The organism is Saccharothrix sp. ALI-22-I, from assembly GCF_001984175.1.
GTDB lineage: Bacteria > Actinomycetota > Actinomycetes > Mycobacteriales > Pseudonocardiaceae > Actinosynnema.
The window spans coordinates 141,540-166,685 of the sequence record NZ_MTQP01000058.1 but is presented as its reverse complement, the minus strand read 5'-3'; the positions used below and the strand labels follow the sequence as shown (position 1 = coordinate 166,685).

Sequence of the window (25,146 nt, the reverse complement as noted above, 5' to 3'; positions counted from 1 at the left end):
GGACGGTGGCCGGTCGGCGTGAGCCGGTGGCGGTCACGCCCGCTTGTCGAACTTCGATCGGGCCCAGACGTAGCCGACGACGGCGATGCCGAGCGACCAGGCGATCGCGGCCAGCGTCTGGCCGTCGTTCGGCACGCCGGTGAAGAACCCGCGCATGGATTCGATGATCGACGTGAAGGGCTGGTACTGGGCGAATTCCCGGATGCCGGGCCCCATCTTGTCGGCCGGGACGATCGCGCTGCTGAAGAACGGCAGCATGATCAGCGGCACCATGGCGAAACCCGCGGATTCCTGGGTCTTCGCAGCCAGGCCGAAGGCGACGGTGAGCCAACTGACCGCGACGATCACCAGCAGGAGCACGCCGGCGACGGCGAGCCAGTGCAGGAAGGATCCGGTGGGGCTGAAGCCGAACAGGAAGGCCACACCGAGGATGGCGGCGAGGGCGAGCGTGGTGCGCACCACGGTGGACACGACGTGCCCGGTCAGCACGGCGCTGCGGGAGACGTCCATGACCTTGAAGCGGTTGATGATGCCCTTGGTCATGTCGGAGTTGACGGCGATGGCGGTGGCGCTGAGGCCGTAGACGATGGCCATCATGAGCATGCCCGGTGTGGCGTAGTCGATGTAGTCGCCACCACCGACGTTGAACGCGTCGCCGAAGACGTACACGAACATCAGCATCATGACGATCGGCATGATGATCGCGTTGAACACCGCGACGGGGTTGCGCAGGGTGTGCTTGACGTTGCGGCGAAGCATGACCGCCGAATCGCTGCTCATTTGACCGTGGCCTCCGTCTTGGACTCGGCGGGGACGCTCGAGTGACCGGTGAGTGCGAGGAAAACGTCGTCGAGGTCCGGCATCTGCACGGTGAATTCCTCGACATCGATGGAGTACTCGTCGAGTCGGTCCAGCACGGTGCGCAGCGACTTGGCGCCGCCGTCGCTGGGCACGCGCAGGATCAGGCTCTCCTCGTCCGGGGTGGAGCCGGGCAGCACGCGGACCGCGGCGCCGAGCTCCGCGGCTCCGGCGAACCGCAGCTGCACGTGACCGCCGGGGATCTGGCGCTTGAGCTGTGCGGGAGTGCCTTCCGCGACCAGTCTGCCCTGGTCGAGCACGGCGATCTGGTCGGCGAGGTGGTCGGCTTCCTCCAGGTACTGGGTGGTGAGGAAGATGGTGATGCCGTCGGCCACCAGCTCGCGGACGATGTTCCACATCGTGCGGCGGCTGCGCGGGTCCAGGCCGGTGGTCGGCTCGTCCAGGAAGATGATCCGGGGCCGGCCGACCAGGGTCATCGCCAGGTCCAGCTTGCGGCGCATGCCACCGGAGTACGTCGACGACAGCTTGTCGGCCGACTCCTCCAGGTCGAAGCGCTGCAGCAGGTGCTCGACGACGTTCTTGCCCTCGCTGCCCTTGAAGTGGTGCAGGTCCACCATCAGCTGCAGGTTCTCGCGGCCGGACAGCAGTTCGTCCACGGAGGCGAACTGGCCGGTGACGCCGATGGAGGAGCGGACCTCCTTGGTCTCGGTCGCGACGTCGTACCCGGCAACGCGCGCTGTTCCACTGTCCATTTTGAGCAACGTGGTCAGCACATTCACGGCCGTGGTCTTGCCGGCCCCGTTCGGGCCGAGCAACGAGAAAACCGTACCCGCACGCACATCGAAATCAATGCCATCGAGCACGACTTTGTCTTTGTAGGCCTTTTTCAGGCCCGAAGCCACAATCGCTGAACTCGTCATGCCACCACAGTGGCCGGCCGCCCTGACACCGCCCTGACCTCGACCTGACACGGGCCTGACATGTCCCGCACGACGGTGGCGACGCCCGAGGCTGAGCAGGGCGATCAGGGCGAGGTAGAGGATCGACCCGACTGTTCCAACCCTTCCAGCGACTGGCGCCCGACCGTAACGGCCGCCGCGACGGATACGGCCTCGGCAACGCCGTCGCCCAGGCGCACCACGCCACCCTCACCCACCAGCGCACGCCCCGAAGGCGGCCTGTCCATCACCGCGCGGTTCGCGCACGCATCTCATCCGACCCGGAGGAGACTTCGACTTCGGACCGCAAGGAATGTCTAAAGTGGACATATGGTACCAGCTTTCTCGATAGTTGCTCCATTGGAAGGAGACTGTCGCAATCACTTGGCGTCCGATGCGGTCCCGTGATAAAGATCAGACCCTGCTGGCGCACTGGTATCCGGCAGCTCGCCCGCACCAGAGGAATTGATGGATCAACAAAGACTCGCGGTGGCGTTCTGGTTCCTGCTCGCCGTCGTGCTGATCGCCGTGTTTCTGCTGGTACGCCAACGACGGACCACCCGTGCGTGGCAGGTCCGGGCCGAGGAAGCCGAGGCCCGGGTGCGGATCCGGGCCGAGGAGGAGCAGCACCTGGTCAACGCTCGGCTGCCGGCCCTGGCGGAGTCGCTGAGTCACCGGCCCGTCGAGGTGCCCGGTCCGAGGCACCCGGGAGCGGCCGAGGACCACGAGCGGGTACTCGCGCTGTTCGCCGACTCCGTCCGGCAGGCGAGCACGCGAGGCGAGCAGTCGGCCCGTGCCACGCTCAAGGCGATGATGCGCGCGGTGCAGAGCTTGTCCAACGAGCAGCAGGTCGCGATCTCGGCCATGCAGGACCGGCACGACGACCCGGACGTGCTGGCCGGCCTGATGCGGATCGACCACATGAACTCCCAGCTGAACCGCCGGGCCCAGGCCACCGCGGTGCTCTGCGGGTCCTGGCCCGGACAGCAGCGGTCGGCGTCGTCGCTGACCGACGTGGCGCGCGGCGCCACCTCACGAATCCGGGACTACCTGCGGGTCAACGTCCCGGCCGAGTCCGACGTCGCGGTGGTCAGCCGCGCGGTCGAGCCGGTCGTGCTGGCCGTGGCCGAGCTGCTCGACAACGGCGCCCGGCACTCGCCGCCCAACACCAGCGTCGAGGTCAACTTCCAGCAGGCGCACAACGGCATGGTCGTGATGATCGACGACGGCGGCGTCGGCATGACCGTCGAGGAGCTGCAGCGCGCGGCCCGGCTGTTGGCCGGGGACGGCGCCTGCGACATCAACCGGCTCGGCGACCCGCCGCAGGTCGGTTTCGCGGTCATCGGCGTGCTGGCCAAGCGCTACGGCTTCCGCGTCTCGGTGGACACGCGCTCGCCGTACGGCGGTGTGCGCGCGGTCGTGTTCCTGCCGACCGAGCTGCTCACCCGTGTCAGCAAGCCCACGATGCCCGACAACGCCGTCGCGCTGCCGCCCCAACAGCGGCCGGCCGCGCCCGTGGACGACACCGTGCTGGGGCGCACCCCCGGTGGCCTGCCCCGGAGACGGCGGACGCAGCCCATCGACCAGGGCCCGCCGCCGTCGGCCCCTGCCGGGCCGGCACCAGCCGACCAGCGGATCGCGACCGGGCTGGCCGCCTGGAAACGCGGGACCGATTCGGGTCGGGCCATCACCCCGCCGCCTGTCGCTGAAGGGAACACCCAGGCATGAACAATTTGGGTTGGATGCTCGACGACGCCCTGAAGATGCCGGAGACGAAGCACGCCGTCCTGCTGTCGGCCGACGGGTTGCTGATGGCGCACTCCGCCGGCATCGACCGGGACGACGCGGAACGGCACGCGGCCGCGATGTCCGCGCTGCAGTCGCTGGCCCGCGCCACCGCCGAGTTCTGCGGGCAGACCAGCGCGGAGTGGCAGCAGACGGTCAGTGAGTTCGTCGGTGGCTACGTCTTCCTGGCCGCCGCCGGACCGGGCGCGTACCTGGCCGTGTCGGCGACCGCGCGGGTGGACATGGAGGCGGTCTCCTTCCGGCTGCAGGAACTCGTCCAGCGGCTGGGCAAAGAGCTCACCAGTCCGCCGCGGCAGGCTGAACCCACAAGCCCGCCGCAGCGGGGGGCAGGCAGCGCGGAGTGAGCGGCGAGAGGCGCTTGCGCGGACTGGTCCGACCGTACGTCGTGACCGGCGGCCGAGCCCGCGCCAGCCGCAACACCTTCGACGCGGTCACGGTCGTGATCGCCACCCGAGAGCAGGTCTCCGGGCTGTCGCCGGAGAAGAAGCGGCTGATGGAACTCTGCCGCGGCGGCGCGCTGTCGGTGGCCGAGATCGCCGCGCACCTCTCGCTGCCGATCAGCGTGACCAAGGTGCTGCTGTCCGACCTGGTCGACAGCGGTCACATCGTCGCGCACGCCGCGGTCTCGCACACCGCCCGCCCCGACATGAAGCTGCTGAAGGACGTGCTCGATGGCCTCCGCGCTCGCCTCTGACGGCGTCTACCTGCGCGACACCGTGCGGACGGCGGTGAAACTGCTGGTCGTGGGTCCCTTCGCGATCGGCAAGACCACCTTCGTCGGCACCCTGTCGGAAATCCGCCCGCTGCGCACCGAGGAACCGATGACGCAGGCCGGCGCCCTCGTCGACGACCTCGCCGGGGTGGACGGCAAGACCACCACCACGGTGGCGCTGGACTTCGGCCGGCTGACGCTCAGCGACGAGCTGGTGCTCTACCTGTTCGGCGCGCCCGGCCAGAAGCGGTTCACCCAGGTCTGGAAGGACATCGCCTACGGCGCGCTCGGTGCGCTCGTGCTCACCGACACCCGCCGCCTGGAGCAGTCCTTCGAGGTCATGAGCCTGCTCGAAGAACTCGGCATCCCGTACGTGGTGGCGGTCAACGCCTTCGACGGCGCGCCCGCCTTCCCCGGGGAGGAGCTGCGGGACGCGCTGGACCTGCTGCCCGAGACCCCGCTGGTGTTCTGCGACGCCCGCGACGTCACCTCGTCCACGCAGGCGCTCATCACCCTTGTCGAGCACCTGTTAACCCGCAACCAGGAGAACGCGTGACCTCGCAAGCCGCCCCCGGGCAGGCATGTCCCGCACACCACGGCCGGAAGCCCTTGTACGGCCCCGAGTTCGCCGCCGACCCGGCCGCGACCTACCAGGCCCTGCGCGAGCACGGGCCGGTCGCCCCGGTCGAGCTGGCACCCGGTGTGCCCGCCAACCTCGTCGTGGGCTACGCCGCCGCGCTGGACGTCCTGCGCAATCCCAGCGCGTTCCCACGCGACCCGCGGCGGTGGCAGGCGAAGATGCCGCCGGACAGCCCGGTGCTGCCGATGATGATGTACCGGCCGAACTGCCTGTTCACCGACGGCGCCCACCACGCGCGGCTGCGCGCCGTGGTCACCGACAGCCTCGCCCGGGTGGACCCGAACGCGCTGCGCGTCCAGGTCGAGCAGACCGCGGACCTGCTGATCGCGCGGTTCGCCCGCAACGACGAGGCCGACCTGCTCGGCGAGTACGCGCAGCTGCTGCCGTTGATGATGTACAACCACCTCTACGGCTGTCCGCCGGAGCTGGGCGACCGGCTGGTCGCCGCCATGCGCGGCATCTTCGACATGGTCGACCCGGAGCGGGCCAACGCCGAGCTGACGCAGTGCATGGTGGAGCTGGTCACGCTCAAGCGGCAGCGGCCCGACCACGACATGCCCTCGTGGATGATGGCCCACCCGGCCCGGCTGACCGACGAGGAACTGATCCACCAGCTCGTGCTGCTCATGGGCGCGGGCACCGAGCCCGAGCAGAACCTGATCGCCAACGGCATCCGGCTGCTGCTGGCCGACGACCGGTTCGCAGGTGACCTCTCCGGCGGCAGCCTGCCGGTCGAGGAGGCGCTCGACGAGGTGCTGTGGACCGACCCGCCGATGGCGAACTACTCGGCGAGCTACCCGGTCGAGGACACCGACTTCGCCGGTGTCCGGCTGCCCGCCGCCGAGCCGGTGGTGATCAGCTTCGCGGCCGCCAACAACGACCCCGCGCTGGCCGGCCAGCAGCGCTCGGGCAACCGGGCCCACCTCGCCTGGAGCGCGGGCGTGCACTCCTGCCCGGCCCAGCAGCAGGCGCGGCTGATCGCCTCGGTGGCGATGGAGAAGATCCTCGACGCCCTGCCCGACATGCGGCTGGCCGTCCCCGTCGACGAGCTGGTGTGGCGGCCGGGCCCGTTCCACCGCGCGCTCACCGCGCTCCCCGTGCGCTTCACGCCGGTAGCCGTGCCCGTCCAGCCCGACGAGTCACCTGGAGAAACCCGTTGGAACGTCCAGCCGACCCCATCGTCCTCGACCCCACCGGCCGTGACATCCACGCCGAATCCGCAGCCATCGCCGCACGAGGGCCGGCGACCCTGGTGGAGCTCCCTGGCCAGGTTCTTGCGTGGTCGGTGACCAGTCAGGAAACCCTGCGCAACCTGCTCGGTGACCCGCGGGTCTCCAAGGACCCGCGGCAGCACTGGCCGGCGTACACCACCGGCGAGATCTCCGAGGACTGGCCGCTGCACCTGTGGGTGTCGGTGCAGAACATGTTCACCGCGTACGGGATCGACCACCGCCGCCTCCGCTCGCTGGTGTCCAAGGCGTTCACGGCACGGCGCGTGGCGGCGATGCGGCCGTGGATCGAGGAGATCACCAACCGGCTGCTGGACGAGCTCGACGCGGCGGAACAGCCGGTGGACCTCCGGGAGGGGTTCGCCTACCCGATCCCGATCGAGGTCATCTGCCAGCTGTTCGGCGTGCCGGCCGAGGCACGGTCGAGGCTGCGGAAGGTGGTCGACGGCGTCTTCGACACCACGGTCACACCCGAAGCGGCCCAGGCGAACGTCGTGCAGCTGTACGGGATCATGCACGAGCTGGTCGCGGCGAAGCGGGAGAACCCCGGTGACGACCTGACCACCGGCCTGATCGCGGTGCGTGAGGACGACGGCTCGAAGCTGGAGGAAGCCGAGCTGGTCGACACCTTGATCCTGGTGATCTCAGCGGGCTACGAGACCACCGTGAACCTGCTGGACCAGGCGATCACGGCCCTGCTGACCCACCCGGAGCAGCTCGACGCGGTCCGCGCGGGGACGAGCAGCTGGACGGACGTGATCGAGGAAACCCTGCGCTGGCAGGCCCCGGTCGCGAACCTGCCCCTGCGGTACGCCGTGGAGGACATCGACCTCGGCAACGGTGTCGTCATCGGCAAGGGCGAACCGATCCTGGCGGCCTACGCGGCGGCGGGTCGGGACAAGGCGGTCCACGGCGAAACAGCCGACGAGTTCGACATCACCAGGGCCGACAAGACCCACTTGGCCTTCGGCCACGGCGTCCACTACTGCCTGGGTTCCCCCCTGGCACGCATGGAAGCGGAGATCGCCCTCCCGGCCCTGTTCGCCAGGTTCCCGAAGATGGAACTGGCAGTGGCCGCGCACGAGCTGGAGCCAGGCCAGTCCTTCATCTCCAACGGCCACGAATCCCTGCCGGTGACGCTGAAGTAGCGAAGCGAACGCGGCCGACGCACCGGGCGCGTTCATCGAAGGCTCGGGGCGCGTCACCAGCGGTGACGCGCCCCGTCGTCATCGAGAGCACCACTTGGCCGGACGTGACGGCCGTGACCGCTGATTTCAGCCATGACGGACATCAGCGCTATTCGGAACCACCAAACGCGCTGCCACAACCGGGCAGGCACACCCGGAGCCCGGCCCGGCGCCAGTACTGCGGACGCCGGGCCGGGCACTTCCGAGTTCCGGTTGGTCGGCCGGATTTCTAACCGAAGTTCACGTCGCTGCACCACATGTAGGTCTGGTCCAGGTGCGAAGCCTGCCAGATCGTGAACACGACGTGGCGTCCCCTGTAGGCGCCAGAGGTCTGGACGTTGAACGTGATGTCCTTGGCCGGGGCGTACCTGCCGGTCTGCATGATGAAGTCGAGGTTGCCCCAACCGAGGCTCTGGGTGGTCGGGTCGAACCCGTTCTTGCTGATGTAGACCCGGAAGTAGTCGGCACCGTGGCTGGCCTGGTCGTACAGGTGCATCGAGAAGCTGCTGCCGACGTTGGTGGTCTTCCACTGGCCGGGGGTGTTCAGGGAGTTGTTGCGCGAGAGGGCGTTGCTGCAGAGCTGCCCGTTGGGGGTCGATCCCTGGAAGTTTCCGCCAAGTCCGTCCCGCAGCGCGCTCATCCAGTTCCACATGGTGTCGGCGTTGGCCTGGAAAGCCTGCCAGCACATGGGATCTTGCTGCTGCATGGCGGGGTTCGTGTGTTGGCTGCCCCAGGTTTGCCAGCACTGGTAGGCGCGGGTAGCCGGACCGACGATGGTGCCGTGTGCCGAGGCCGTCGGGGTCCAGACGAACGTGCAGGCCAGCATGCTGATGATCAGTGCGATGACGCCCCGCCGTCTGGTGACGGACCTGGAGGTGCTGCGCATACGCATGGATGAGCCTCCATTCTCCGATGATCGAGCAACAGTGATCGATATGGGAGCGCTCCCAGAGCAATCATCAGACTATACGTCACCCTCCGAAACTTCAACGAAACATTGAGTGATGGCTGCGGCCTGTTCCGCACCTCGGAAAACGATCTCCGCACGCCCCGACGTCGCCCTGCCCTTGCGCGGCGACGTCGGCGCATGACGGCGATCGCGTCCGACATGATTCGCGAACCGGTTCCGAGGTGCTTCGGCGAAATGATCAAGCGTTGCGGCAATGGGGTGACGGCGTCGAAAGACGACGCCGTTCGAGCTTTCGGTCACCGCCCGCCTGCGACACCGGACCGGCCTGCGATCACAGGCGACCGGCTCCGCACCACACCGCGCGGCAACGCGGAGGCGGTCGGTCAGGGTGCGCAGGCGGCGGTCAGGTCGGCGACCCGGGTGGCCTTGTCCTCCAGCCACGCGGCCGGGCGGAGGACCAGGTCGTCCAGCGTCACGTCGCGCAGGGTCGCGGCCAGGGCGGTGATGGCCCCGTTGATCGTGGTGTCCGCGGCGTTCGCGGCCAGGTCGTCCAAGGTGGCCGCGGCGGTGTGCGCCTGCTCGACCGCCTGCTCCGGGCTGCCCGGGTCGAACGCGGTGGCGGCCTGGGACAGCGCTTCCGTGCACAACTGGACGGTGGAGGCCGTGTTGGCGACGGCGGCAGCGGTGTTCGAGGCTTCTTGAAGACTTCCGCAGGCGCTGAGCGCCGTGACGGTGACGATCGCGGTGATGGCGGCGGCTAGACGGGTCGCAACGCGCATGGCTGGTCCTCCGGCTCTTGTCCGAACCAGAGGTCTCCCCGACCACCGACCGCGGTGGCACCGTGACCGAGCCGCTGTGGAGCGACCGTAATGACGATCACGAGCTGAGTGGGTACTCCCCTCGGTCACAAGAGTGCCCTGCGAACGGCACGGCGGTCAAAGTGACGCGGATTACTCCGGCAGGTCGGCCCGGTTCACCGAAGCGGCCGTGCAAGAAGGACTCGCCAACTACTTCACCAGTTGGACAACTTCCCACCGCCGGCGCGGTCCGACCGCCGTCATAGGCGGGCGGACCTGCGGTGCATCCACCGGGTGTCGGCGAACCGTGCGATGATCGGCAGAGATCCACCAACTACGAACCTGGGGGTTCTTTCGTGCGTTACAACTTCGTCAAGTCGGCCGCGGCTTCCGCGGTGGCTGCGGCGCTGGCAGTGTCGGGGATCGTTGTCGGGGCCGCTTCGGCACAGGCCGAGACGGCACCCACGCTCAACGTCGTCGCCCTGGGCGACTCCTACGGCTCGGGTACCGGCGCCGGTGACTACCTGGACGGCACCGGTGTCGCGAACGGTTGCTGGCGCAGCGCCAACTCGTACTCCGAAACCCTCGTCGGGAGACTGCGGGCCGCCGGGCGGCAGGTGGCGTTCACGAACGTCGCCTGCAGTGGCGCGACGACCGGCGACCTGCGCCAGGAGTTCAAGGGCGAGCCGGCACAGCTGGACGCGCTTCGCTCGGACACCCACCTGGTGTTCCTGAGCATCGGCACCAACGACATCGACTTCGCCGCCTACGGCGGGTTGTGCATCGCGAGCGACTGCAGCGGCGCGGCCACGCGGGACGAACTCGCCAAGCTGCCGGTCATGGGCCAGAACGTGGCCACTCTGCTGAGCGACATCAAGGCCCGCAGCCCGCGGGCACGGATCGTGCTGACCGGTTACGGCAGCCAGCTCACCGCGGGCGAGAACGCCGCGGACGTCCCGCTCGACCCCATCTGCGGGCCGGCGTACTTCACCAGCCAGGAGCGGATCGACGGCAACCGGGTGGCCGGCGCGCTCGACCTGACGCTGCGCCGGACCGCGCGACAGGCCGGTGTGACGTTCGTCAGCCCGTACACCAACTCGGTCGACCTCGACCCCGCATTCGCCGGGCATTCGCTGTGCGAGTCGGCCGAGCCCTACTACCGCGGCTTCGACGCGCTCGCCCCTGGCCAGGAGGGGCAGGAAGCGGTCCTGCACCTGAACAAGACGGGCCAGGCCACGCTGGCCGGCCTCGTCGCGCGCCGCCTCCTCTTCGGGCCGGAGGCACAGCTCGTCTGACCTCTGCACCAGGACCGTCCACTTCTACGACCGGATCATCACGGTGACCGGCTGACAGCCCGCCCGGGTTCCCACGTCGGGAGCCCGGGCGTTGTCATACCGGCACGACGGCTTCCAGGTCTGCACGGACACCGGTTGGCGCACGATCCGGTGCGAGGGTCCACCGATCGAGCTGGGCGGCCCGGATGTCCCACTGGCGGCCCGGTTTGCCGGTCAGCGGCAGGTGACCGGCAGGCCAAGGGCCTGAGAGGCTTCACGAGCGGCGGCCACGACGAGCGGGGCGTAGGTGCGCACCTTTGTGCGGTCGACGTCGAAAGCCAGGGCCGAGACGCTGATGCCACCCACCGGCACCGCGTTGTGGTCGAGGATCGCCGCGCCGATGCAGCGCGTGTGCTCCTCGTTCTCCTTGTCGTCCACGGCATAGCCGCGGTCGGCTATCAAGGTGAGGTGCGCGATCAACCTGTCCGGGTCGGTGATGGTGTGCGACGTCATCGCCTTCAGCGGCGTGCGGGTCAGGATGTCGCGCACCTCGTCCTCGGGGAGGCCGGCCAGGATCGCCTTGCCGATGGCCGTGCTGTGCAACGGGATGGAAAGACCCACACGCGACCGCATGGCGTAGGCCCGATCGCCCTGGAGTTTGTCGACGTAAACCGCCTCTTCGCCGGATCGCAGCGCGAAGTGGACAGTGTGTCCGGTGCTCGAACACAAGCGTTGCAGGACGGGCCGGACGATCTGGGTGATGCCGCTGCCCGTAGCCGCCTGGCCGGCGAGTGACATCAGGCGGACGCCGGGCAGGTACCGGTGCTCCGCATCGACGCGGACCCAGCCCAGCCCCGCGAGTTCCTGCAGAATGCGGTGGACGGTCGAGGTGGGCAGTTCCGTCTTGCGACTGATCTCGCTGATCCGGTAGCCGCTCGACAACGCTTCGAGAACGAGGACCACTTTGGTCACGGCGTTCGGCTTCGGTGCGGTGCTCAACGCGCCATCCAACCCCGTCCACCACCAGGACGTGCCCGTGCACGTAGGACACGGCCGGCCGGTGGACGGATGTCGGTCATCGGCTCCCCGAGGTCTTCCCGCCTGACGGAAAGGGCTTTCCTTCCCGAAGGATGTGAGTGAGTCTGCCGTAGCACCAGGACAGCGGCAAGGGTGAGGCAATCACCGCGTCAACGAGGAGCGGTTCGAATGCGGATCAGGTCACGGTCACTCGCATCGGCGGTCGTAGGGGTACTGGCGCTGGCCTCGGCGGCCGGTTGCGCGCCCGGGACACCGGAACAGTCGGATTCCCCGTCCGGACCGGTCGCTGTCGACTTCGGCAGCTTCAAGGGCAAGCGCATGACCTACCTGTACTTCACCGACGGGCCCGATCTCGACGCCACCAAGGCCGCCATCGGGCGGTTCGAGCAGGAGACCGGCGCCACTGTCGAGTTGCAGGTGGTTCCCTACGCCGAGCTGCAGAGGTCGTTGCAGGCACGGATCACCGGGGACACCGTGCCGGAGGTCGCGCGGGTGCAGGACTGGCACCCGTACGCCGGGGAGCTGCTCGACTTCACCGACTACTTCGGCAAGTCCTATCCCGACGAGTTCACCGACGGCGCGGTGTCGACCACGAAGGACGATGCCGGGCACATGTACGCGGTGCCGAGCGACCAGACGATCAACGGACCGTTCGTGAACGTCGACGCCTTCGCCAAGGCCGGTGTGCCGGTGCCGACCGCGACGACGAAGTGGACCTGGCCCGAGTTCGTCGAGGCGGCCGGCAAGGTCGCGGCGGCCAACAACATGCCGTCGTCGATCTCCATCGACGTGTCGGGCAACCGGCTGAGCACGGTGCTCAGCCAGTACGGCACGACGCTCATCGGCGCCGACGGGCAGGAAGGGCTGGACCCGGCGAAGGCCGAGCAGGCCCTGGGCATGGTCAACGACCTGTTGCAGCAGAACAAGATCTCCAAGGACTTCTGGCTCGGCGCCGGCACCAACTACAAGGGCGGCAACGACGCGTTCCTCGCGGGGCAGGCCCCGGTCTACCTGTCCGGCCCGTGGCAGGTCGGGGCGTTCGCCAAGTCGGCGCCGTTCAAGTGGGCCGCCGTGCCCAACCCGTGCGCGGTCGAGTGCGGTGGATTCCCCGGCTCGAAGATGATGGTGGCCTTCTCCCGCAGCAAGGAACCCACGCTCGGCGCGGCGTTCGTGCAGTGGATGAACCGCACCGACAACCAGCGGCAGATCGACCAGGCGGCGTACTGGCTGCCGACCCGCAAAGACCTCGTGGCCTCCGGCGTCCAGTACCCCACGCACAACGACGACATGAACACGTTCATCTCCCAGATCGACGCGACGCCGACGGTCGGCTTCGAGGCGATCTCCAGCCCGGCCTTCACCGGCGCGGCCCTCGCGTTGATCAAGGAGTTCGGCAAGGTCGTCGCCGGCCAGGAGAGCGTGGCCGACTGCGTGGCCAACCTCGAAAAAGAGATCGACGAGATCGTGAAGGCGTCGAAATGACCGGTCCCACGGCCACGCCGAAGCGGAGTCGGATCACCCGGCGCAAGCTGGTGCCCTACCTGTTCGTGCTGCCGAACATGGTGATCTTCGGCCTCTTCACCCTCTGGCCGGCCGTCAACGGGTTCAACATCAGTTTCTACGACAGCGGCAACGGCCGCACCTTCCGCGCCGTCGGAACCGACAACTACAACCGCATCCTCGGCAGTGACGAGTTCTGGGCCGTCGCCCGGCAGACGATCGTGTTCGTCGTCGGGTTCGTCGTCGCGAGCACCGTGCTGGCCACGGTCCTCGCACTGCTGCTGAACGGCCAGAAACGTGGCCGAGGCGCGCTGAGCGCGGCCTACTTCCTCCCCGTCGTCGTGTCGCCGGTCGTGGTCGGCCTGATCTGGAACGCCGCGCTCCAGCGCCAGACCGGCCTGGTGAACTCGGTCGTGTCCGCGCTCGGCTTCGGCCAACCCGCCTGGCTGATCGACCCGACACTGGCGCTGGTCTCCGTGATCCTGGTCGGGGTGTGGGTCCACGTCGGCTTCTACACGATGATCATGCTGTCCGGTCTGCAGTCGATCGACACGTCGATCGACGAGGCCGCCACGATCGACGGAGCGGGCGCGTGGCAGAAGATCCGGCTGATCACCCTGCCGCTGCTGCGCCCCACGACGATGGTGGTCGTCACGCTGGCCACCATCGCGGGGTTCCAGGCGTTCGACTTCATCTTCACGCTGACCGGCGGCGGCCCGGTCGGCGCGACGACGCTGATCATCCAGTACATCTACGAGAACGGCTTCACCCCGCCCATCGCCTACGGCCTGGCGAGCGCCGCCGCGGTGATCCTGTTCCTGGTGATCTTCGCCGTCACGTTCCTCAACTACCTGGTCGGTCGACGGACGGAGGCGATGTGACGGCGCGACTGGAAGAACCACCGCGGGCGGTCGCGCCACCGGCCAAGAGGTGGGCGTCGACGAGCGGCAAGACCCCGTCCGTCGGCGCGATCGCACGCACCACCGTGTTGATCGTCGGCGCGATCATCGTGGTCGCCCCGCTCGTCTGGGCCGGGCTGTCGTCGTTCAAGAGCCAGGCCGAACTGGCCGCGCAACCGCCGACCCTGTACCCGCACGACTTCACGTTCGACAACTACACCACGGGCCTGGCCGCGTTCGACTTCCCGCGCTACCTGCTCAACAGCGTGACCGTAACGGTCGCGGCGACGCTGCTCACGCTGCTGATCAACTCCATGGCCGCCTACGCCCTGGCCAAGTACAACTTCCGCGGGCGCGACCTGCTCTTCCTGATCACCCTGTCCGCGATCATGATCCCGTTGCAGGTGATCCTGCTGCCCATCTACCAGGTCGTGTCGTCGCTCGGCATGACCAATTCGCTGCTCGGCCTGATCATCCCGCCGGCAGCCACCCCCACGGGCGTTTTCCTGCTGCGCCAATACATGCTGACGCTGCCCGACGAGACCATCGAGGCGGCGCGGATCGACGGCGCCGGCGAGTTCAGGATCTTCTGGCAGGTCGTGCTGCCGTTGTGTCGACCGGCCCTGGCGGTCCTCGCGATCTTCTCGGTCATCTGGCGCTGGAACGACTTCCTGTGGCCGCTGATCGTCGCCCAGGACGAGTCGGTCCAGACGCTGCCGGTGGCGATCGCGCGGTTCGCCGGCCAGCAGGCCATCCCGTTCAGCCAGATCCTCGCGGTCTCCGTCATGTCGATCATCCCCGTCGTCATCGTCTTCTTGATCCTCCAGCGGCACATCATCTCCGGCCTGGTCAAGGGAGCCGTCAAGTGAGCAACCACGTGCCGCCGACCGCCACGACCGACCGGTCGGTCCACGCGCTCGACCGGCGGGGCCACGTCCGCGACTGGCTGACCGTGCCCGCCTGGTCGACGCCCTGCCGGGATCTGCACGAAGTGCTCGACGCCGATGGCGGCCCGTGGGGCGAACACGGCCGGTGGGTGCTGACGAACGGACCCGATGTCGCGCCCCTCAAACGGCGGCTCTACGAGCGCCACCCACTCGCGCTCGACCAGCCGCTGCCCGAAGTCCTGGAAGACTCCGCGTTCTCGTGGCGGCCGACCGTGGGCGGCGAGTCACGGCGGGCCGCCTGGCAGCGGCGGCACACCGGCGCCGACGGGCTCCTCGACTGGAGCGAGTTCTGCTTCACCCCGGAGTACCGGCACGCGATCGCGGCCACGGTGTTCGAAGTGGACCAAGCCGAGTACCGCACCTTGGAGGTCGGCTGCACCGGACCCGTTGCCCTGCTGGTCAACGGCGAACTCGTCGCGTCGGCCGACGACTTCACCTACATGGAGCCCCACCGGACACGAACCCGCGTCCGGCTCCGCTCCGGCCTGACCGCCGTCCACCTCGTCACGTGGCAGGTCGCCTTCCGGGAATGCCGGCACGTGGCGAGCCTGCGCGTGGAAGGGCTGCCGGTCCGGGTGGTGATCCCCTCCCCCGGTGCGGACGAGCACCGCTCCGCCGCGGCGGAGCACCTGCTCGACGCCGTCGGGCTCACCCCGTGGGCAACCACCGACAACGCCGTCACACTCACCGGACCGGCCGGCGCCCGCTACCTCGTGGGTGTGAACGGCGACGTTCCCCGCGAGGTGGTGCTGGCCGGAGGCAGCGCCCGGCTGGAGCTACCCGGCGCGCCGGGCGGGAAACCGGCCGACGCGACGGACACGACGGCTTCCATGCTCGCCACCGGCGAGACCGTGCTGACCTTGCGGGCCGACGACCCGGCGGCCCCCGTCGTCCGACAGCTCCGCGCCGCACGCGTGCCCGCCGTCCACCGCGAGACGCCGGACGGCTCCGAGCAGGCGGTGTGGCGCGAGGAGCTGTTGCGCCACGTCGCCGGCGGCGTTGCGGGAGTGGCCCGCGCGCTCGCCCGGCACGCCATCGCCACTGGGACGAAACTGCACGACGACGACCTCGCTCCGCCGGTCGGGATGATCGACTCGCGGTCGGATTGCGCCGACTTCGAGGCCGTCGGCCTCGTCCACCTGTGGCGGCGGCTCGGCGACGACGCGTGGTCGCCGGCCCAGCGCGACCGGGTGCGCCGGTCGCTGCTCGGCTTCAAGTACTGGATCGACCAGCCCGGCCTCGACGCGATGTGCTACTTCACCGAGAACCACCAGTTCGTGTGGCACACGGCGGAGACGCTCGTCGGCGAACTGTTCCCGGACGATCGCTTCACCAACACCGGGTGGACCGGTGAGCGGCACGCCGAGCACGGACGCCGGCAGGCCGAGGAGTGGATGCGGCGCAAGCTCGCCGGCGGGTTCAGCGAGTTCGACTCCAACGCCTACCTCGCCATCGATTCGCTCGCCCTCGTCTCCTGGATCGAGTTCGCCCGCGACGACCGGATGCGGCGGCTCGCCGAGGCGTTGCTGGACAAGGTGTTGTTCACCCTGGCCGCCAACTCGTGGCGGGGCGTGCACGGTGCGGCCCACGGACGTTCCTACGTGCCCACCCTGCGCTCGTCCCGATTCGAGGAGACCGCGCCGATCATGTGGGCGCTGTGGGGCACGGGAGCCCTGAACTCCGCGGTGCTGCCCGCCACGGCGTTGGCGACCGCCACGCACTACCGCATGCCCGACCTCGTCCGGGCGGTCGCGACCGAACCACCCGACGAGTGGGACGGCCGGCAGGTGTACCGCGGCGGCTACCGCCTCCACCACGACCTGCTGGAGCGGCCTTACGGGTCGGATCTGCGGGTCTGGCGGACGCCGGACGCGATGCTCTCCAGCGTTCAGGACTACCGCTCAGGACTGCCCGGCCTCCAGGAACACGTCTGGGGCGCCACCCTCGCTCCCGAGGTGCAGGTCTTCGCCACCCACCCGGCCGCCGACAGCACCTCGTCGTCCGCCCGGCCCAACGCCTGGGCCGGGCATCGCGTGCTGCCACGGGTCCACCAGCACCGGGACACCGTGCTCGCCCTGCACCGCATACCCGAGCACGACTGGTTCGGCTCGACCCACCTGTGGTTCCCCACGCCCCACATGGACAGGTGGGCGACCCGCGGGCCGTGGCTGGCGGGGTGCGTCGGCAACGGGTTCGTCGCGGTCGCCACGGCCGGCGGGTTCCGCCCGCGGCGAACGGGCGACGAGGCCGGCCAGTCCTGGCTGCCGGTCGGCGACGGCCTGGCCTACGTCGCCACGGTGGGGCGAGCCGCGACCGACGGCTCGTTCGACCACTTCCTGGCCTCGCTGGCCGATCCGGAGTTCGCGCCCGACTCGGTGTCGTGGCGGGCCCGCGACGGACGGGTGCTCGCACTGGCGTGGCCCGGCGCGTTCACCGTCGACGGTGCCCACGACGGCGAGCCGGCCGACCCGCCGCACCTGGACAACCCGGCGGCCCGCGTCCCCTTCAGCGCCGAGCGGTTCGACGCCGCCTGGCGGGGTCACCGGCTCGTACTCGATCTCCGCAACGGCCGCCGCGTCGAACCGACGAGCCGCGTGCCCGAGCAGACGGCGGAGGGAGCCGACCACATCGGCTAACGGACGTGTTCGACCCACGTCCATGTTGGCACTGACCGGACCGTGCACACAGCCGCCGAACAGCGCAGTCGCCCGTACGACATCCAGGACCCTCGCGACCGAGTGATTCTTTGCGGGTGCGGAAAAGGGGTGGACGCTTGGGCGTCCACCCCTTCCCACTGTCCGGCTTGGTCAGCTGGTCAGGCGGAACGTGGCGTCGTTGCGCGCGGTCGCGGTGGTGATCGGGTCGAGCTTGAGCTGGTAGGCGTAGTGGCGGATGTAGCGGTCGGGGAAGTTGTAGGACTGGAAGGAACTCCACGTCGAGGACGCCAACCCGGCGACTTGGCGGAACGTGGCGTCGGCCTGGAACTGCGTGGTGCCGTCGTAGGACGCGAGCACGAAGTCGTTGTTGACGTGCCGCAGGTAGTAGCCGGGGTAGTTGACCGACTCGAACGACACCGCCGAGGAGTCGGCCAGGCCGGGCATGATCCGGAACTGGGAGTCCTGGAGCGGGCTGACGTTCGGGTCGATGCGCACGTCGAAGTTGGCGTGGCGCACGTAGCGGTCCTGGAAGTTGAACGACTGCAGGCGGTTGACCGGCCTGGTCACGCCCCACTTGGCCAGCACGCGGCTCTCCTCGGCGGCGGTCAGGCTCATGATCCCGCCGTGGCGCTTGCGGGTGCCGCCGAGCGCGTAGTCCGACACCGTGCGGAAGTTGCTCGTGCTGCCGAGGTTGGTCGACGTCAGCGGCATGTAGCCGCGGCCGGTGGCGTACTGGTCCAGCCACAGGCCCCATTCGTTGCGGCCGTTGAACGGCATCCACATCGGGCCCTCGACCACGTTGCCGCCGGTCGCCCCGTTGGAGATGCCCATGTGGGACAGGTCGCCGATCCGCGTCCACGAGCCGAGGATCGAGTTGCTGCCCTCGATGGTGATCTGCCCGTCGGCGGACGCGCGGTAGTAGCGGAAACCGCCGACGCTGGTGGGCGACTCCACGATCTGGGTGTCGATGATGCCCTGGCCCGCGCCCCGGTCGATGTAGAGGGTCGGCGCGGTGACCGTGCGGAAGTCCGTGGTCCGCGAGTAGTAGATGCGGTGCTTCTTGACGCCGTTGAGGGTCGCGTTCGTCGCCCAGTAGATGACGTAGTCACCGGTCGCGGGGTCGAAGATCGCCTCCGGAGCCCACGCGTCACCCGCGCCGGAGATCGCGCCGGCCACGTTCAGCAGGCGCGGCGCGGACCAGTTCACCAGGTCCGTGGACTCCCAGACGACGAGCTGGGTGCTGCCCCGGTTGGCCGCGTCGCTCCACGACGTGCCGTTCGCGATGCGCAGGTCGGTGGCGATGATCCAGAACTTGTCGCTGTTGGGCGAGCGGACGATCGCCGGGTCGCGCACCCCGCGGGTGCCCACGGTGGACAGCAGGACGGGAGCGCCGTTGTTCAGGTCGTTCCAGTGCAGGCCGTCGCGGCTGTGGGCGAGGTAGATCTGCTCGCCGGTCGTGCTCTCCCCGGTGAAGTGAGCCATCAGGTAGCCGGTGAACGGGTCCGCTGCGGACGCCCGGTCCACTGCGAACAGGACCTGGGCGCTGATCAGCAGGACCATCGCACCCAGCATCGCGCCGATCCGCGACAGTGTTCGTTGCACGGTTTCTTCTCCTCGGATCAGAGGGTGGGGACGACCGGGGCGATGGTGCCGTCGGCGTTGAACGTCATGCGGTCGACGGTGACCTCGCGGTTGGTGCCGTTGCCACCTGGCACGGCGAACCGGTGGTAGGCGATGTGCCAGGTGTCGGTGCCGGGCGCCTGGACCACCGAGTGGTGGCCGGTGCCCTTGATGCCCAGCTCCAGCCGCTTCTGGAGGATCACGCCGCGTTTGGTCCACGGTCCGAGCGGTGACGGGCCGGTCGCGTAGGCGACCTGGTAGTTCTCGTCGCGGGTGTCGTTCTCGGACCACATGAAGTAGTAGGTGCCGTTGCGCTTGATCACGAACGACGCCTCGCGGTAGCCCGTCGTGGTGATCGTGCGCACCGCCGCCGGGTCGAACGAGACCATGTCGGCGTTCAGCGGCACGACGTGCGCGGACCCGTTGCCCCAGTACAGGTAGGACTGCCCGTTGTCGTCGGTGAACACCATCGGGTCGATGGCCTGTCCCGGGTACGCGCCCGCCCGGATCAACGGCCTGCCCAGGGCGTCGCGGAACGGCCCGGTGGGCGAGTCGGACACGGCGACGCCGAGGTGCTTGGCCGTGTCGCCGGATGCCGCGCCGCCGCTGAAGTACAGGTAGTAGCGCCCGTTCTTGGCAACCACCGCCGGCGCCCACGCCGAGTTGTCCGCCCAGGACACGTCCGGCCCGTGGTCCAGGATCACGCCGTGGTCGGTCCAGTTGACCAGGTCGGTGGAGGAGAACGCCTTGTAGTGGGGTGCGGACCAGCTCGCGTAGCCGTCCGTCGTGGGGTACAGGTAGTACCGGCCGTTGAAATTCGCGATGTGCGGGTCGGCGAACAGGCCGGGGATGACCGGCCCCTTGGTGGTCTTCGGGGTCCACGGGGCGGTCAACCGGAACGAGCTGTCGGCGCGGAACGCCGCGGTGTCCTGGAAGGCGTCCACCCACAGCTCGAAGTTGCGGTGCCGCAGCCGCCGGTCCGGGAGGTTGAACGACACCAGCGACACCGAGCCCGTCACCGAACCGGCGACCGCGCAGAACGTCGCGTCCCCGCGGAACGTCGCCGCGCCCGTGTTGGCCTCCAGGCGCACGCGGTAGTCCCGGTGCCGCAGGAACATCCCGTTGGCCGCCTGGAACGAGTAGCACGACGGCGACGCCAGCCCGGACACGACGGTGAACGTGGCGTCCGACTTGATCTGCGCCGAACTGCCGGAGGTCACGGCGGCGAGCCCGCCCAGGTAGTCGGCGTGCCGGACGAACCGACCCGGGTAGTTCACCGCCTCCAACGACCGCGCCCCGGTGGGCAACGTGTCCGCGGACGCCGGGATGACGGGCAGGGAGAGCGTCGAGGCGAAGACGAGGGACGACACCACGAGAGCGCGTGCTCGTCGTTTCATGAAGTGCTCCGATCTGCGGTGGTCGGGGCGATGCGACGTGTGCCGGTGCGTCACGGCGGGCTGCCGGTCGCGCTGGGCGACTGCGGACAACTCAGCTCAGATCTAACAAGTGAGCGCTAACATCACGGGCTGTGACGGGCTCCCACGGCGCGCACCTGCACTGCGTTTAACCCACTCAGCGCAAAGATCCGCTCTATAGCGATCAGCGATAACGTCATGCCGTGGACTCCTCGCGCCGCTGCGGGTCCGCAAGATTATGCGTGTTGTTCGCGTTAACATCAAGTGTCGAACTACAACGGCCCGGTCGCCGGGCTCAGGGCGGTCGGGGCGTCGTGCTGTGCGCGCACAGGTGGCGTGCGAACGCCTCGGCAGCTCGGACACTCCACTGTGGTGTGACGGGGTCCGGTGATCGGCCTAAAACCCGTGACCTCATGTGACCCGGTCGGGTGGTGTAACGCCCGACCGAAGGACTTGACAGGGCTCACCGGCTAGCCGGTCACCTGAGCGGGCATCCGGTGCTCCGATGCCCCGACGCGGACGTGCCGGACGGTCCGGCAGCACGTGGGGGCGAACATGGGAGGGATGACCCGATGTCGGTCGTGTGCCGCACAGAGAAGTCCCACACAACGAAACGCGGCCCGAAGGCGGTCCGTGCGATCGTGGTCGCCTGCACGGCGTTCGCCGCCTCCGCGCTCTCGTCGCTCGCCGCAGCCCCGGCCCACGCCGATCCCGGGATCTGCATCGACCACGTGACGGAGAACGGCCACGAGGCGACCGACGCGGTGCTCCGGGCGTGCAAGATCGCCAAGACGGGCAAGCGGGCGGATGTCCGGGAGTGTCGCCGGATCCTGGACGGCGAGGGTGTGTCCGCCGACGTCGCGAAGCATGCGTGCCGGATCGCCTCGTACCCGGAGGAGACATCGTCATGACGTCGGTGGCCACGTGGTGCGCAGGCCGCCTGCGGGTGATCTTCCGACTCCGTGTCGCGGACGGCGCGGAAGAGCGGTTTATGGCCGCTTACCTGGGTATCCGACACCAAGTGTCGCAAGTGGATGGTTACCTCGGTGATCAGCTGTGCCAGTCGGAGGACGACCCCGCCGACTGGGTGATCACCAGCGAGTGGTCGAGCCCGGCGCACTTCCACGAGTGGGAGGCGAGCGCCGGCCACCGCGCACTCGCGGCGCCTCTGATGGCGTGCGTGACGGCCCGGGAGTCGCTGCGTTACCACGTCCGCCTCGCCACAGCGGCGGAGCCGGTGTCGATGTCGAACGAGGACTGGTTGGAGGCGAAGTCGTGAACCGCTATGCGTTGACGTTCAGGGTGCGGCCGGGATCAGAGTCCGCGGTGGCCGAGATCCTGTCCGATTACTCCGCGCCGCCCGCGGGTCGGCCGGAGGCCGCGCGCCCTCTGCTGGACCGGACGTCGGTCTTCATGGCCGGGCCGGTCGTCGTGCGGGTCGTGGACATCACCTGCCCACCCGCGGAGGCGATCCGGCACCTGGCCGGGCAGCCGCAGATCCGGGCGGTGGAGGAGCAGCTGCGCCCGCACCTCGTCGAGGACCGCGACCTGTCCGACGACGCGAGTCGCCGGCGTTTCCTGGCCACCTCGGTGATGCGGGTCGTGGCCTCCCGGAACGGGCACTCCGGTCACCTGCCCCGCACCGCCGCGCTCTACCAGGCGTTGCCGCGACAGGGCGGCGAGGTGGCCCGCCTGCTCGCCGCCGAGGGTGCGGCTCCCGGTTGTGGCACAACGGTGTTCCGGCGCCGCGACTTGGTGGTGCACCTGGTGGAGTCGTCCGGCGTGCCGCCGGCCGTGCCGCAGGCGGGCCTGCTCGCCCCGCACGTCCGGCTCGCGCGCCCGATGACGTTGGTGACCGATCGTGTAGTGGGGGCGATGGCATGACGAGCCAACTGCACCGGGTGGTGAGCCCGGACGACGCCGCACCCAACCTGGCGCGCGGCGGGGACATCCGGGTCCTGCTGAGCCCGACGACCGTCGGCGCGACCGGCGGATTCCTCGGCGTGGTGCTGCTGGAGCCCGGCGAGCGGGTGAACGAGCACTACCACCCGTACTCCGAGGAGTTCCTGTACGTCGTCGAGGGCGAGGTCGTGGTGGACCTCGACGACGTACCGCACGAGGTGCGCGCGGACCAGGCGCTCCTGGTCCCGATCGGGGTCCGCCACCGAGTGCGCAACACCGGCTCCGGGCCCGCCCGCGTGGTGTTCCAGCTGTGCCCGCTCGCGCCCCGGCCCGAACTGGGGCACGTCGACACGGAGCGGACGCCATGACGCGCCGGGTGGCCGTGACCGGCCTGGGGGTGGTGGCCCCGGGCGGCAACGGGACGAAGGCGTTCTGGGAGCTGCTGACCGCGGGACGCACCGCCACCCGGCCGATCAGCCTGTTCGACGCGGCGGGGTTCCGGTCGAGGATCGCCGCCGAGTGCGATTTCGATCCGGCGGAGGCGGGGCTCACCGCGGCCGAGGTCGCCCGCATGGACCGGTACGTCCAGTTCGCCGCCGTCGCCGCGGACGAGGCGTGGCAGCAGGCCGAGATGGACCTCGCGGACCCGTGGCGGTTGGGCGTGTGCACGGGTTCGGCGGTCGGCGCCACGACGCTCCTGGAGCGGGACTACGCGGTCACCTCGAACGCCGGCGCCGACTGGCTGGTCGACGCGCGGTTGGCGTCGCCGTTCCTGCACCGCGCCCTGTCACCGGCCGCGTTGGCCGCCGAGGTCGCCGACCGGGTCGGCGCACGCGGGCCCGTGCGCACGGTGTCCACCGGCTGCACGGCCGGACTGGACGCGGTGGGCCACGCCGCGCGCCTCATCGAGGAGGACCGGGCGGACGTGGTGGTCGCGGGCGCGGCCGAGTCCCCGATCTCGCCGATCGCGGTGGCCTGCTTCGACGCCATCCGCGCCACGTCCGCGCGCAACGACGATCCCGCGCACGCCGCCCGCCCGTTCGACCTCGACCGGGACGGGTTCGTGCTCGGCGAGGGCGCCGCGGTGCTGGTGCTGGAGGAGTGGGAGCACGCCCGCCGCCGGGGCGCGGTGGTGCTGGCCGAGGTGGCGGGCTTCGCCACCCGCAGCAACGCCCACCACATGACCGGCCTGACCGCGGAGGGCGTCGAGATGGCCGAGGCGGTGCGGCGGGCCATGGACCAGGCCCGGCTGGGACCCGACGACGTGGACTACGTCAACGCGCACGGGTCCGGCACCCGGCAGAACGACCGGCACGAGACCGCCGCGTTCCGGCGGGTGCTCGGTGCGCGGGCGTACGAGGTGCCGGTCAGCTCGATCAAGTCGATGATCGGCCACTCGCTCGGCGCCATCGGCTCCATCGAACTGGCGGCCTGCGTGCTGGCGCTCACGGAGGGCGTCGTTCCGCCGACCGCCAACCTGGACACGCCCGACCCGGAGTGCGACCTGGACTACGTGCCGCACACCGCCAGGGAACGGGACCTGCGCGCGGTGCTGTCGGTCGGCAGCGGCTTCGGCGGGTTCCAGTCCGCGGTGGTGCTGACCCGTGCGAGGCGGTCATGAGCCCCGTCGTCACCGGCCTCGGTGTGATCGCTCCGAGCGGTATCGGGGTCGGTGATTTCTGGCCCGCCGTGCGGGACGGGCACGTGGCCCTGGGGCCGGTGAGCCGGTTCGAGCCCAACCCCTATCCGGTGGTCGTCACCGGTGAGGTGAGCGAGTTCGAGCCCGAGGGGTGGATCGACCCGCGGATCACCGTGCAGACCGACCGGTTCACCCACTTCGCGCTCGCCGCGGCGGGCATGGCGCTGCGTGACGCCGAACTCGACCCGAGGACCGTGCCGCCGTTCGAGTTCGGCGTGGTGACGGCGAGCTACTCGGGCGGCGTGGAGTTCGGCCAACGGGAGATCGAGCGGCTGTGGAAGGACGGGCCCGAGCACGTCGGCCCCTACCAGTCGATCGCGTGGTTCTACGCCGCCTGCACCGGCCAGATCTCCATCGGCAACGGCCTGCGCGGGCCGTCGGGCGTTCTCGTGGCGGACGAGGCGGGCGGTCTCGACGCCATCGCGGCCGCAGCCGGTGAGCTGCGCCGGGGCGCCAAGGCGATGCTCGTGGGCGGCGCGGAAGCCCCGTTCTGCCCGTACTCGATGTGCTGCCAGCTCGGGCTCGGCCTGCTGAGCACAGGCGAGGACCCGACCACCGCGTACCTGCCGTTCAGCTACCGTGCCAACGGTTTCACACCGGCCGAGGGCGGCGCGATGCTCGTGGTCGAGGACGAGGAGGCCGCACGCGCGCGCGGTGTCGACGTACGGGCCGTTGTCGCGGGCCACTGCGCCACCTACACGGGCACGCAGCGCTTCGACCGGTCGGCGGAAGGGCTGCTGCGCGCGGCCGAGGGCGCGTTGGCCGAGGCCGGCGTCGACGCCGCCGACGTGGACGTGGTCTTCCTCGACGCGTTGGCCGACCGACGCGCCGACGCCGCCGAAGCCGAGGCCGTGCGCCGGCTGTTCGGCGACCGGGCTGACCGGGTGCCGGCGACCGCGCCGAAGGCCGGGTACGGGCGCTGCTACTCCGGCGCGGCCGTGCTCGACGTCGCCACCGCGGTCCTGGCCATCGAGCACGGCACCGTGCCGCCGACACCGGGCGTCCGCGACTGCCGGTTCGACCTCGACCTCGACCTCGTCACCGGAGCCGCCCGCGCGGCCGACATCCGCACCGCCCTGGTCCTGTCCCGCGGTCAGCACGGCGGGAACTCGGCGCTGGTCCTCCGGCGCCCGGAACCGATCCAAGGAGGCAACTGA

At 69.7% G+C, this 25,146-nt stretch carries 24 protein-coding genes; 17 read left to right on the top strand and 7 right to left on the bottom strand.

Features of this window, described 5'->3' with window-relative positions:
• Positions 1-33: 33 nt before the first annotated feature.
• Both ALI22I_RS17905 and ALI22I_RS17900 read right to left on the bottom strand, forming a co-directional pair.
• Entirely contained in the window at positions 34-780 is a 747-nt protein-coding gene (locus ALI22I_RS17905) for an ABC transporter permease (protein ID WP_077006645.1), read from the bottom strand.
• Positions 777-1,739: an ATP-binding cassette domain-containing protein gene (locus ALI22I_RS17900; protein WP_077006644.1), complete on the bottom strand. Its 963-nt coding sequence runs from the start codon at positions 1,737-1,739 to the stop codon at positions 777-779. Before ALI22I_RS17900 ends, ALI22I_RS17905 begins: the two co-directional genes overlap by 4 nt.
• Before the next feature lie 486 nt (positions 1,740-2,225).
• Between ALI22I_RS17900 and ALI22I_RS17895 the strand changes: the two genes are divergently transcribed.
• The 6 genes from ALI22I_RS17895 to ALI22I_RS17875 are packed head-to-tail and all read left to right on the top strand — an operon-like array spanning position 2,226 to position 7,292.
• Entirely contained in the window at positions 2,226-3,485 is a 1,260-nt protein-coding gene (locus ALI22I_RS17895) for an ATP-binding protein (protein WP_077006643.1), read from the top strand.
• Positions 3,482-3,907, top strand: a complete 426-nt coding sequence (locus ALI22I_RS17890) for a roadblock/LC7 domain-containing protein (RefSeq protein ID WP_077006642.1) — start codon at positions 3,482-3,484, stop codon at positions 3,905-3,907. Before ALI22I_RS17895 ends, ALI22I_RS17890 begins: the two co-directional genes overlap by 4 nt.
• The gene (locus tag ALI22I_RS17885) at positions 3,904-4,257 is read left to right on the top strand and encodes a DUF742 domain-containing protein (protein WP_077006641.1); all 354 of its coding nucleotides are present in this window, start codon (positions 3,904-3,906) and stop codon (positions 4,255-4,257) included. The genes ALI22I_RS17890 and ALI22I_RS17885 overlap by 4 nt, the downstream gene beginning before the upstream one ends.
• Positions 4,235-4,831, top strand: a complete 597-nt coding sequence (locus ALI22I_RS17880; RefSeq protein ID WP_077006640.1) for a GTP-binding protein — start codon at positions 4,235-4,237, stop codon at positions 4,829-4,831. Before ALI22I_RS17885 ends, ALI22I_RS17880 begins: the two co-directional genes overlap by 23 nt.
• Complete coding sequence (locus ALI22I_RS53750) at positions 4,828-6,204, top strand: cytochrome P450 (RefSeq protein ID WP_238598424.1); 1,377 nt, start codon at positions 4,828-4,830, stop codon at positions 6,202-6,204. The genes ALI22I_RS17880 and ALI22I_RS53750 overlap by 4 nt, the downstream gene beginning before the upstream one ends.
• Positions 6,141-7,292, top strand: a complete 1,152-nt coding sequence (locus ALI22I_RS17875) for a cytochrome P450 family protein (RefSeq protein WP_238598432.1) — start codon at positions 6,141-6,143, stop codon at positions 7,290-7,292. The genes ALI22I_RS53750 and ALI22I_RS17875 overlap by 64 nt, the downstream gene beginning before the upstream one ends.
• A 268-nt stretch (positions 7,293-7,560) precedes the next feature.
• On the opposite strand, the gene ALI22I_RS17870 is transcribed toward ALI22I_RS17875, so the two are convergent.
• Together ALI22I_RS17870 and ALI22I_RS17865 are read right to left on the bottom strand one after the other, a co-directional pair.
• A complete protein-coding gene (locus ALI22I_RS17870) occupies positions 7,561-8,223 on the bottom strand; it encodes a lytic polysaccharide monooxygenase auxiliary activity family 9 protein (RefSeq protein WP_077006638.1) in 663 nt (220 codons plus the stop codon).
• 401 nt (positions 8,224-8,624) lie between these two features.
• Positions 8,625-9,020, bottom strand: a complete 396-nt coding sequence (locus ALI22I_RS17865; RefSeq protein ID WP_077006637.1) for a bacteriophage spanin2 family protein — start codon at positions 9,018-9,020, stop codon at positions 8,625-8,627.
• Between the two features lie 374 nt (positions 9,021-9,394).
• Here ALI22I_RS17865 and ALI22I_RS17860 point away from each other — a divergent pair, with 374 nt between their 5' ends.
• Complete coding sequence (locus tag ALI22I_RS17860) at positions 9,395-10,333, top strand: SGNH/GDSL hydrolase family protein (RefSeq protein WP_077006636.1); 939 nt, start codon at positions 9,395-9,397, stop codon at positions 10,331-10,333.
• 213 nt (positions 10,334-10,546) lie between these two features.
• Here the strand turns inward: ALI22I_RS17860 and ALI22I_RS17855 are convergent, their stop codons facing one another.
• Positions 10,547-11,311 carry an IclR family transcriptional regulator gene (locus tag ALI22I_RS17855; RefSeq protein ID WP_179118266.1) on the bottom strand — a complete coding sequence of 255 codons (765 nt, stop codon included), beginning with the start codon at positions 11,309-11,311 and terminating at the stop codon, positions 10,547-10,549.
• A gap of 207 nt (positions 11,312-11,518) precedes the next feature.
• Between ALI22I_RS17855 and ALI22I_RS17850 the strand changes: the two genes are divergently transcribed.
• Genes ALI22I_RS17850 through ALI22I_RS17835 form a run of 4 tightly spaced genes read left to right on the top strand, consistent with a single transcriptional unit; the run spans position 11,519 to position 17,332 of the window.
• Positions 11,519-12,832, top strand: a complete 1,314-nt coding sequence (locus ALI22I_RS17850) for an ABC transporter substrate-binding protein (protein WP_077006635.1) — start codon at positions 11,519-11,521, stop codon at positions 12,830-12,832.
• Entirely contained in the window at positions 12,829-13,731 is a 903-nt protein-coding gene (locus tag ALI22I_RS17845; RefSeq protein ID WP_077006634.1) for a carbohydrate ABC transporter permease, read from the top strand. The genes ALI22I_RS17850 and ALI22I_RS17845 overlap by 4 nt, the downstream gene beginning before the upstream one ends.
• Positions 13,728-14,618 (top strand): carbohydrate ABC transporter permease, encoded by an 891-nt coding sequence (locus tag ALI22I_RS17840; RefSeq protein WP_238598423.1) that lies wholly within the window; start codon positions 13,728-13,730, stop codon positions 14,616-14,618. Before ALI22I_RS17845 ends, ALI22I_RS17840 begins: the two co-directional genes overlap by 4 nt.
• Positions 14,615-17,332, top strand: a complete 2,718-nt coding sequence (locus ALI22I_RS17835; protein ID WP_077006633.1) for a hypothetical protein — start codon at positions 14,615-14,617, stop codon at positions 17,330-17,332. The genes ALI22I_RS17840 and ALI22I_RS17835 overlap by 4 nt, the downstream gene beginning before the upstream one ends.
• A gap of 171 nt (positions 17,333-17,503) precedes the next feature.
• Here ALI22I_RS17835 and ALI22I_RS17830 read toward each other — a convergent pair whose 3' ends face one another.
• Positions 17,504-18,955: a glycoside hydrolase family 43 protein gene (locus ALI22I_RS17830; RefSeq protein ID WP_077006632.1), complete on the bottom strand. Its 1,452-nt coding sequence runs from the start codon at positions 18,953-18,955 to the stop codon at positions 17,504-17,506.
• Positions 18,956-18,972: 17 nt separating this feature from the next.
• The gene (locus ALI22I_RS47790) at positions 18,973-20,370 is read right to left on the bottom strand and encodes a family 43 glycosylhydrolase (RefSeq protein WP_083751817.1); all 1,398 of its coding nucleotides are present in this window, start codon (positions 20,368-20,370) and stop codon (positions 18,973-18,975) included.
• Positions 20,371-20,960: 590 nt separating this feature from the next.
• Here ALI22I_RS47790 and ALI22I_RS17815 point away from each other — a divergent pair.
• From ALI22I_RS17815 to ALI22I_RS17790, 6 genes are read left to right on the top strand one after another with little or no spacing between them, the layout of a single operon-like run.
• Positions 20,961-21,299, top strand: coding sequence for a hypothetical protein (locus ALI22I_RS17815; RefSeq protein WP_077006631.1), 339 nt, complete (start codon positions 20,961-20,963; stop codon positions 21,297-21,299).
• On the top strand, positions 21,296-21,667 hold the full coding sequence (locus tag ALI22I_RS17810; protein WP_238598422.1) for an antibiotic biosynthesis monooxygenase family protein: 372 nt from the start codon (positions 21,296-21,298) through the stop codon (positions 21,665-21,667). The genes ALI22I_RS17815 and ALI22I_RS17810 overlap by 4 nt, the downstream gene beginning before the upstream one ends.
• On the top strand, positions 21,664-22,272 hold the full coding sequence (locus ALI22I_RS17805; protein ID WP_077006630.1) for a SchA/CurD-like domain-containing protein: 609 nt from the start codon (positions 21,664-21,666) through the stop codon (positions 22,270-22,272). The genes ALI22I_RS17810 and ALI22I_RS17805 overlap by 4 nt, the downstream gene beginning before the upstream one ends.
• Complete coding sequence (locus tag ALI22I_RS17800; protein WP_077006629.1) at positions 22,269-22,658, top strand: cupin domain-containing protein; 390 nt, start codon at positions 22,269-22,271, stop codon at positions 22,656-22,658. The genes ALI22I_RS17805 and ALI22I_RS17800 overlap by 4 nt, the downstream gene beginning before the upstream one ends.
• A complete protein-coding gene (locus tag ALI22I_RS17795; RefSeq protein WP_077006628.1) occupies positions 22,655-23,911 on the top strand; it encodes a beta-ketoacyl-[acyl-carrier-protein] synthase family protein in 1,257 nt (418 codons plus the stop codon). The genes ALI22I_RS17800 and ALI22I_RS17795 overlap by 4 nt, the downstream gene beginning before the upstream one ends.
• The gene (locus ALI22I_RS17790) at positions 23,908-25,146 is read left to right on the top strand and encodes a beta-ketoacyl synthase N-terminal-like domain-containing protein (protein WP_077006627.1); all 1,239 of its coding nucleotides are present in this window, start codon (positions 23,908-23,910) and stop codon (positions 25,144-25,146) included. Before ALI22I_RS17795 ends, ALI22I_RS17790 begins: the two co-directional genes overlap by 4 nt.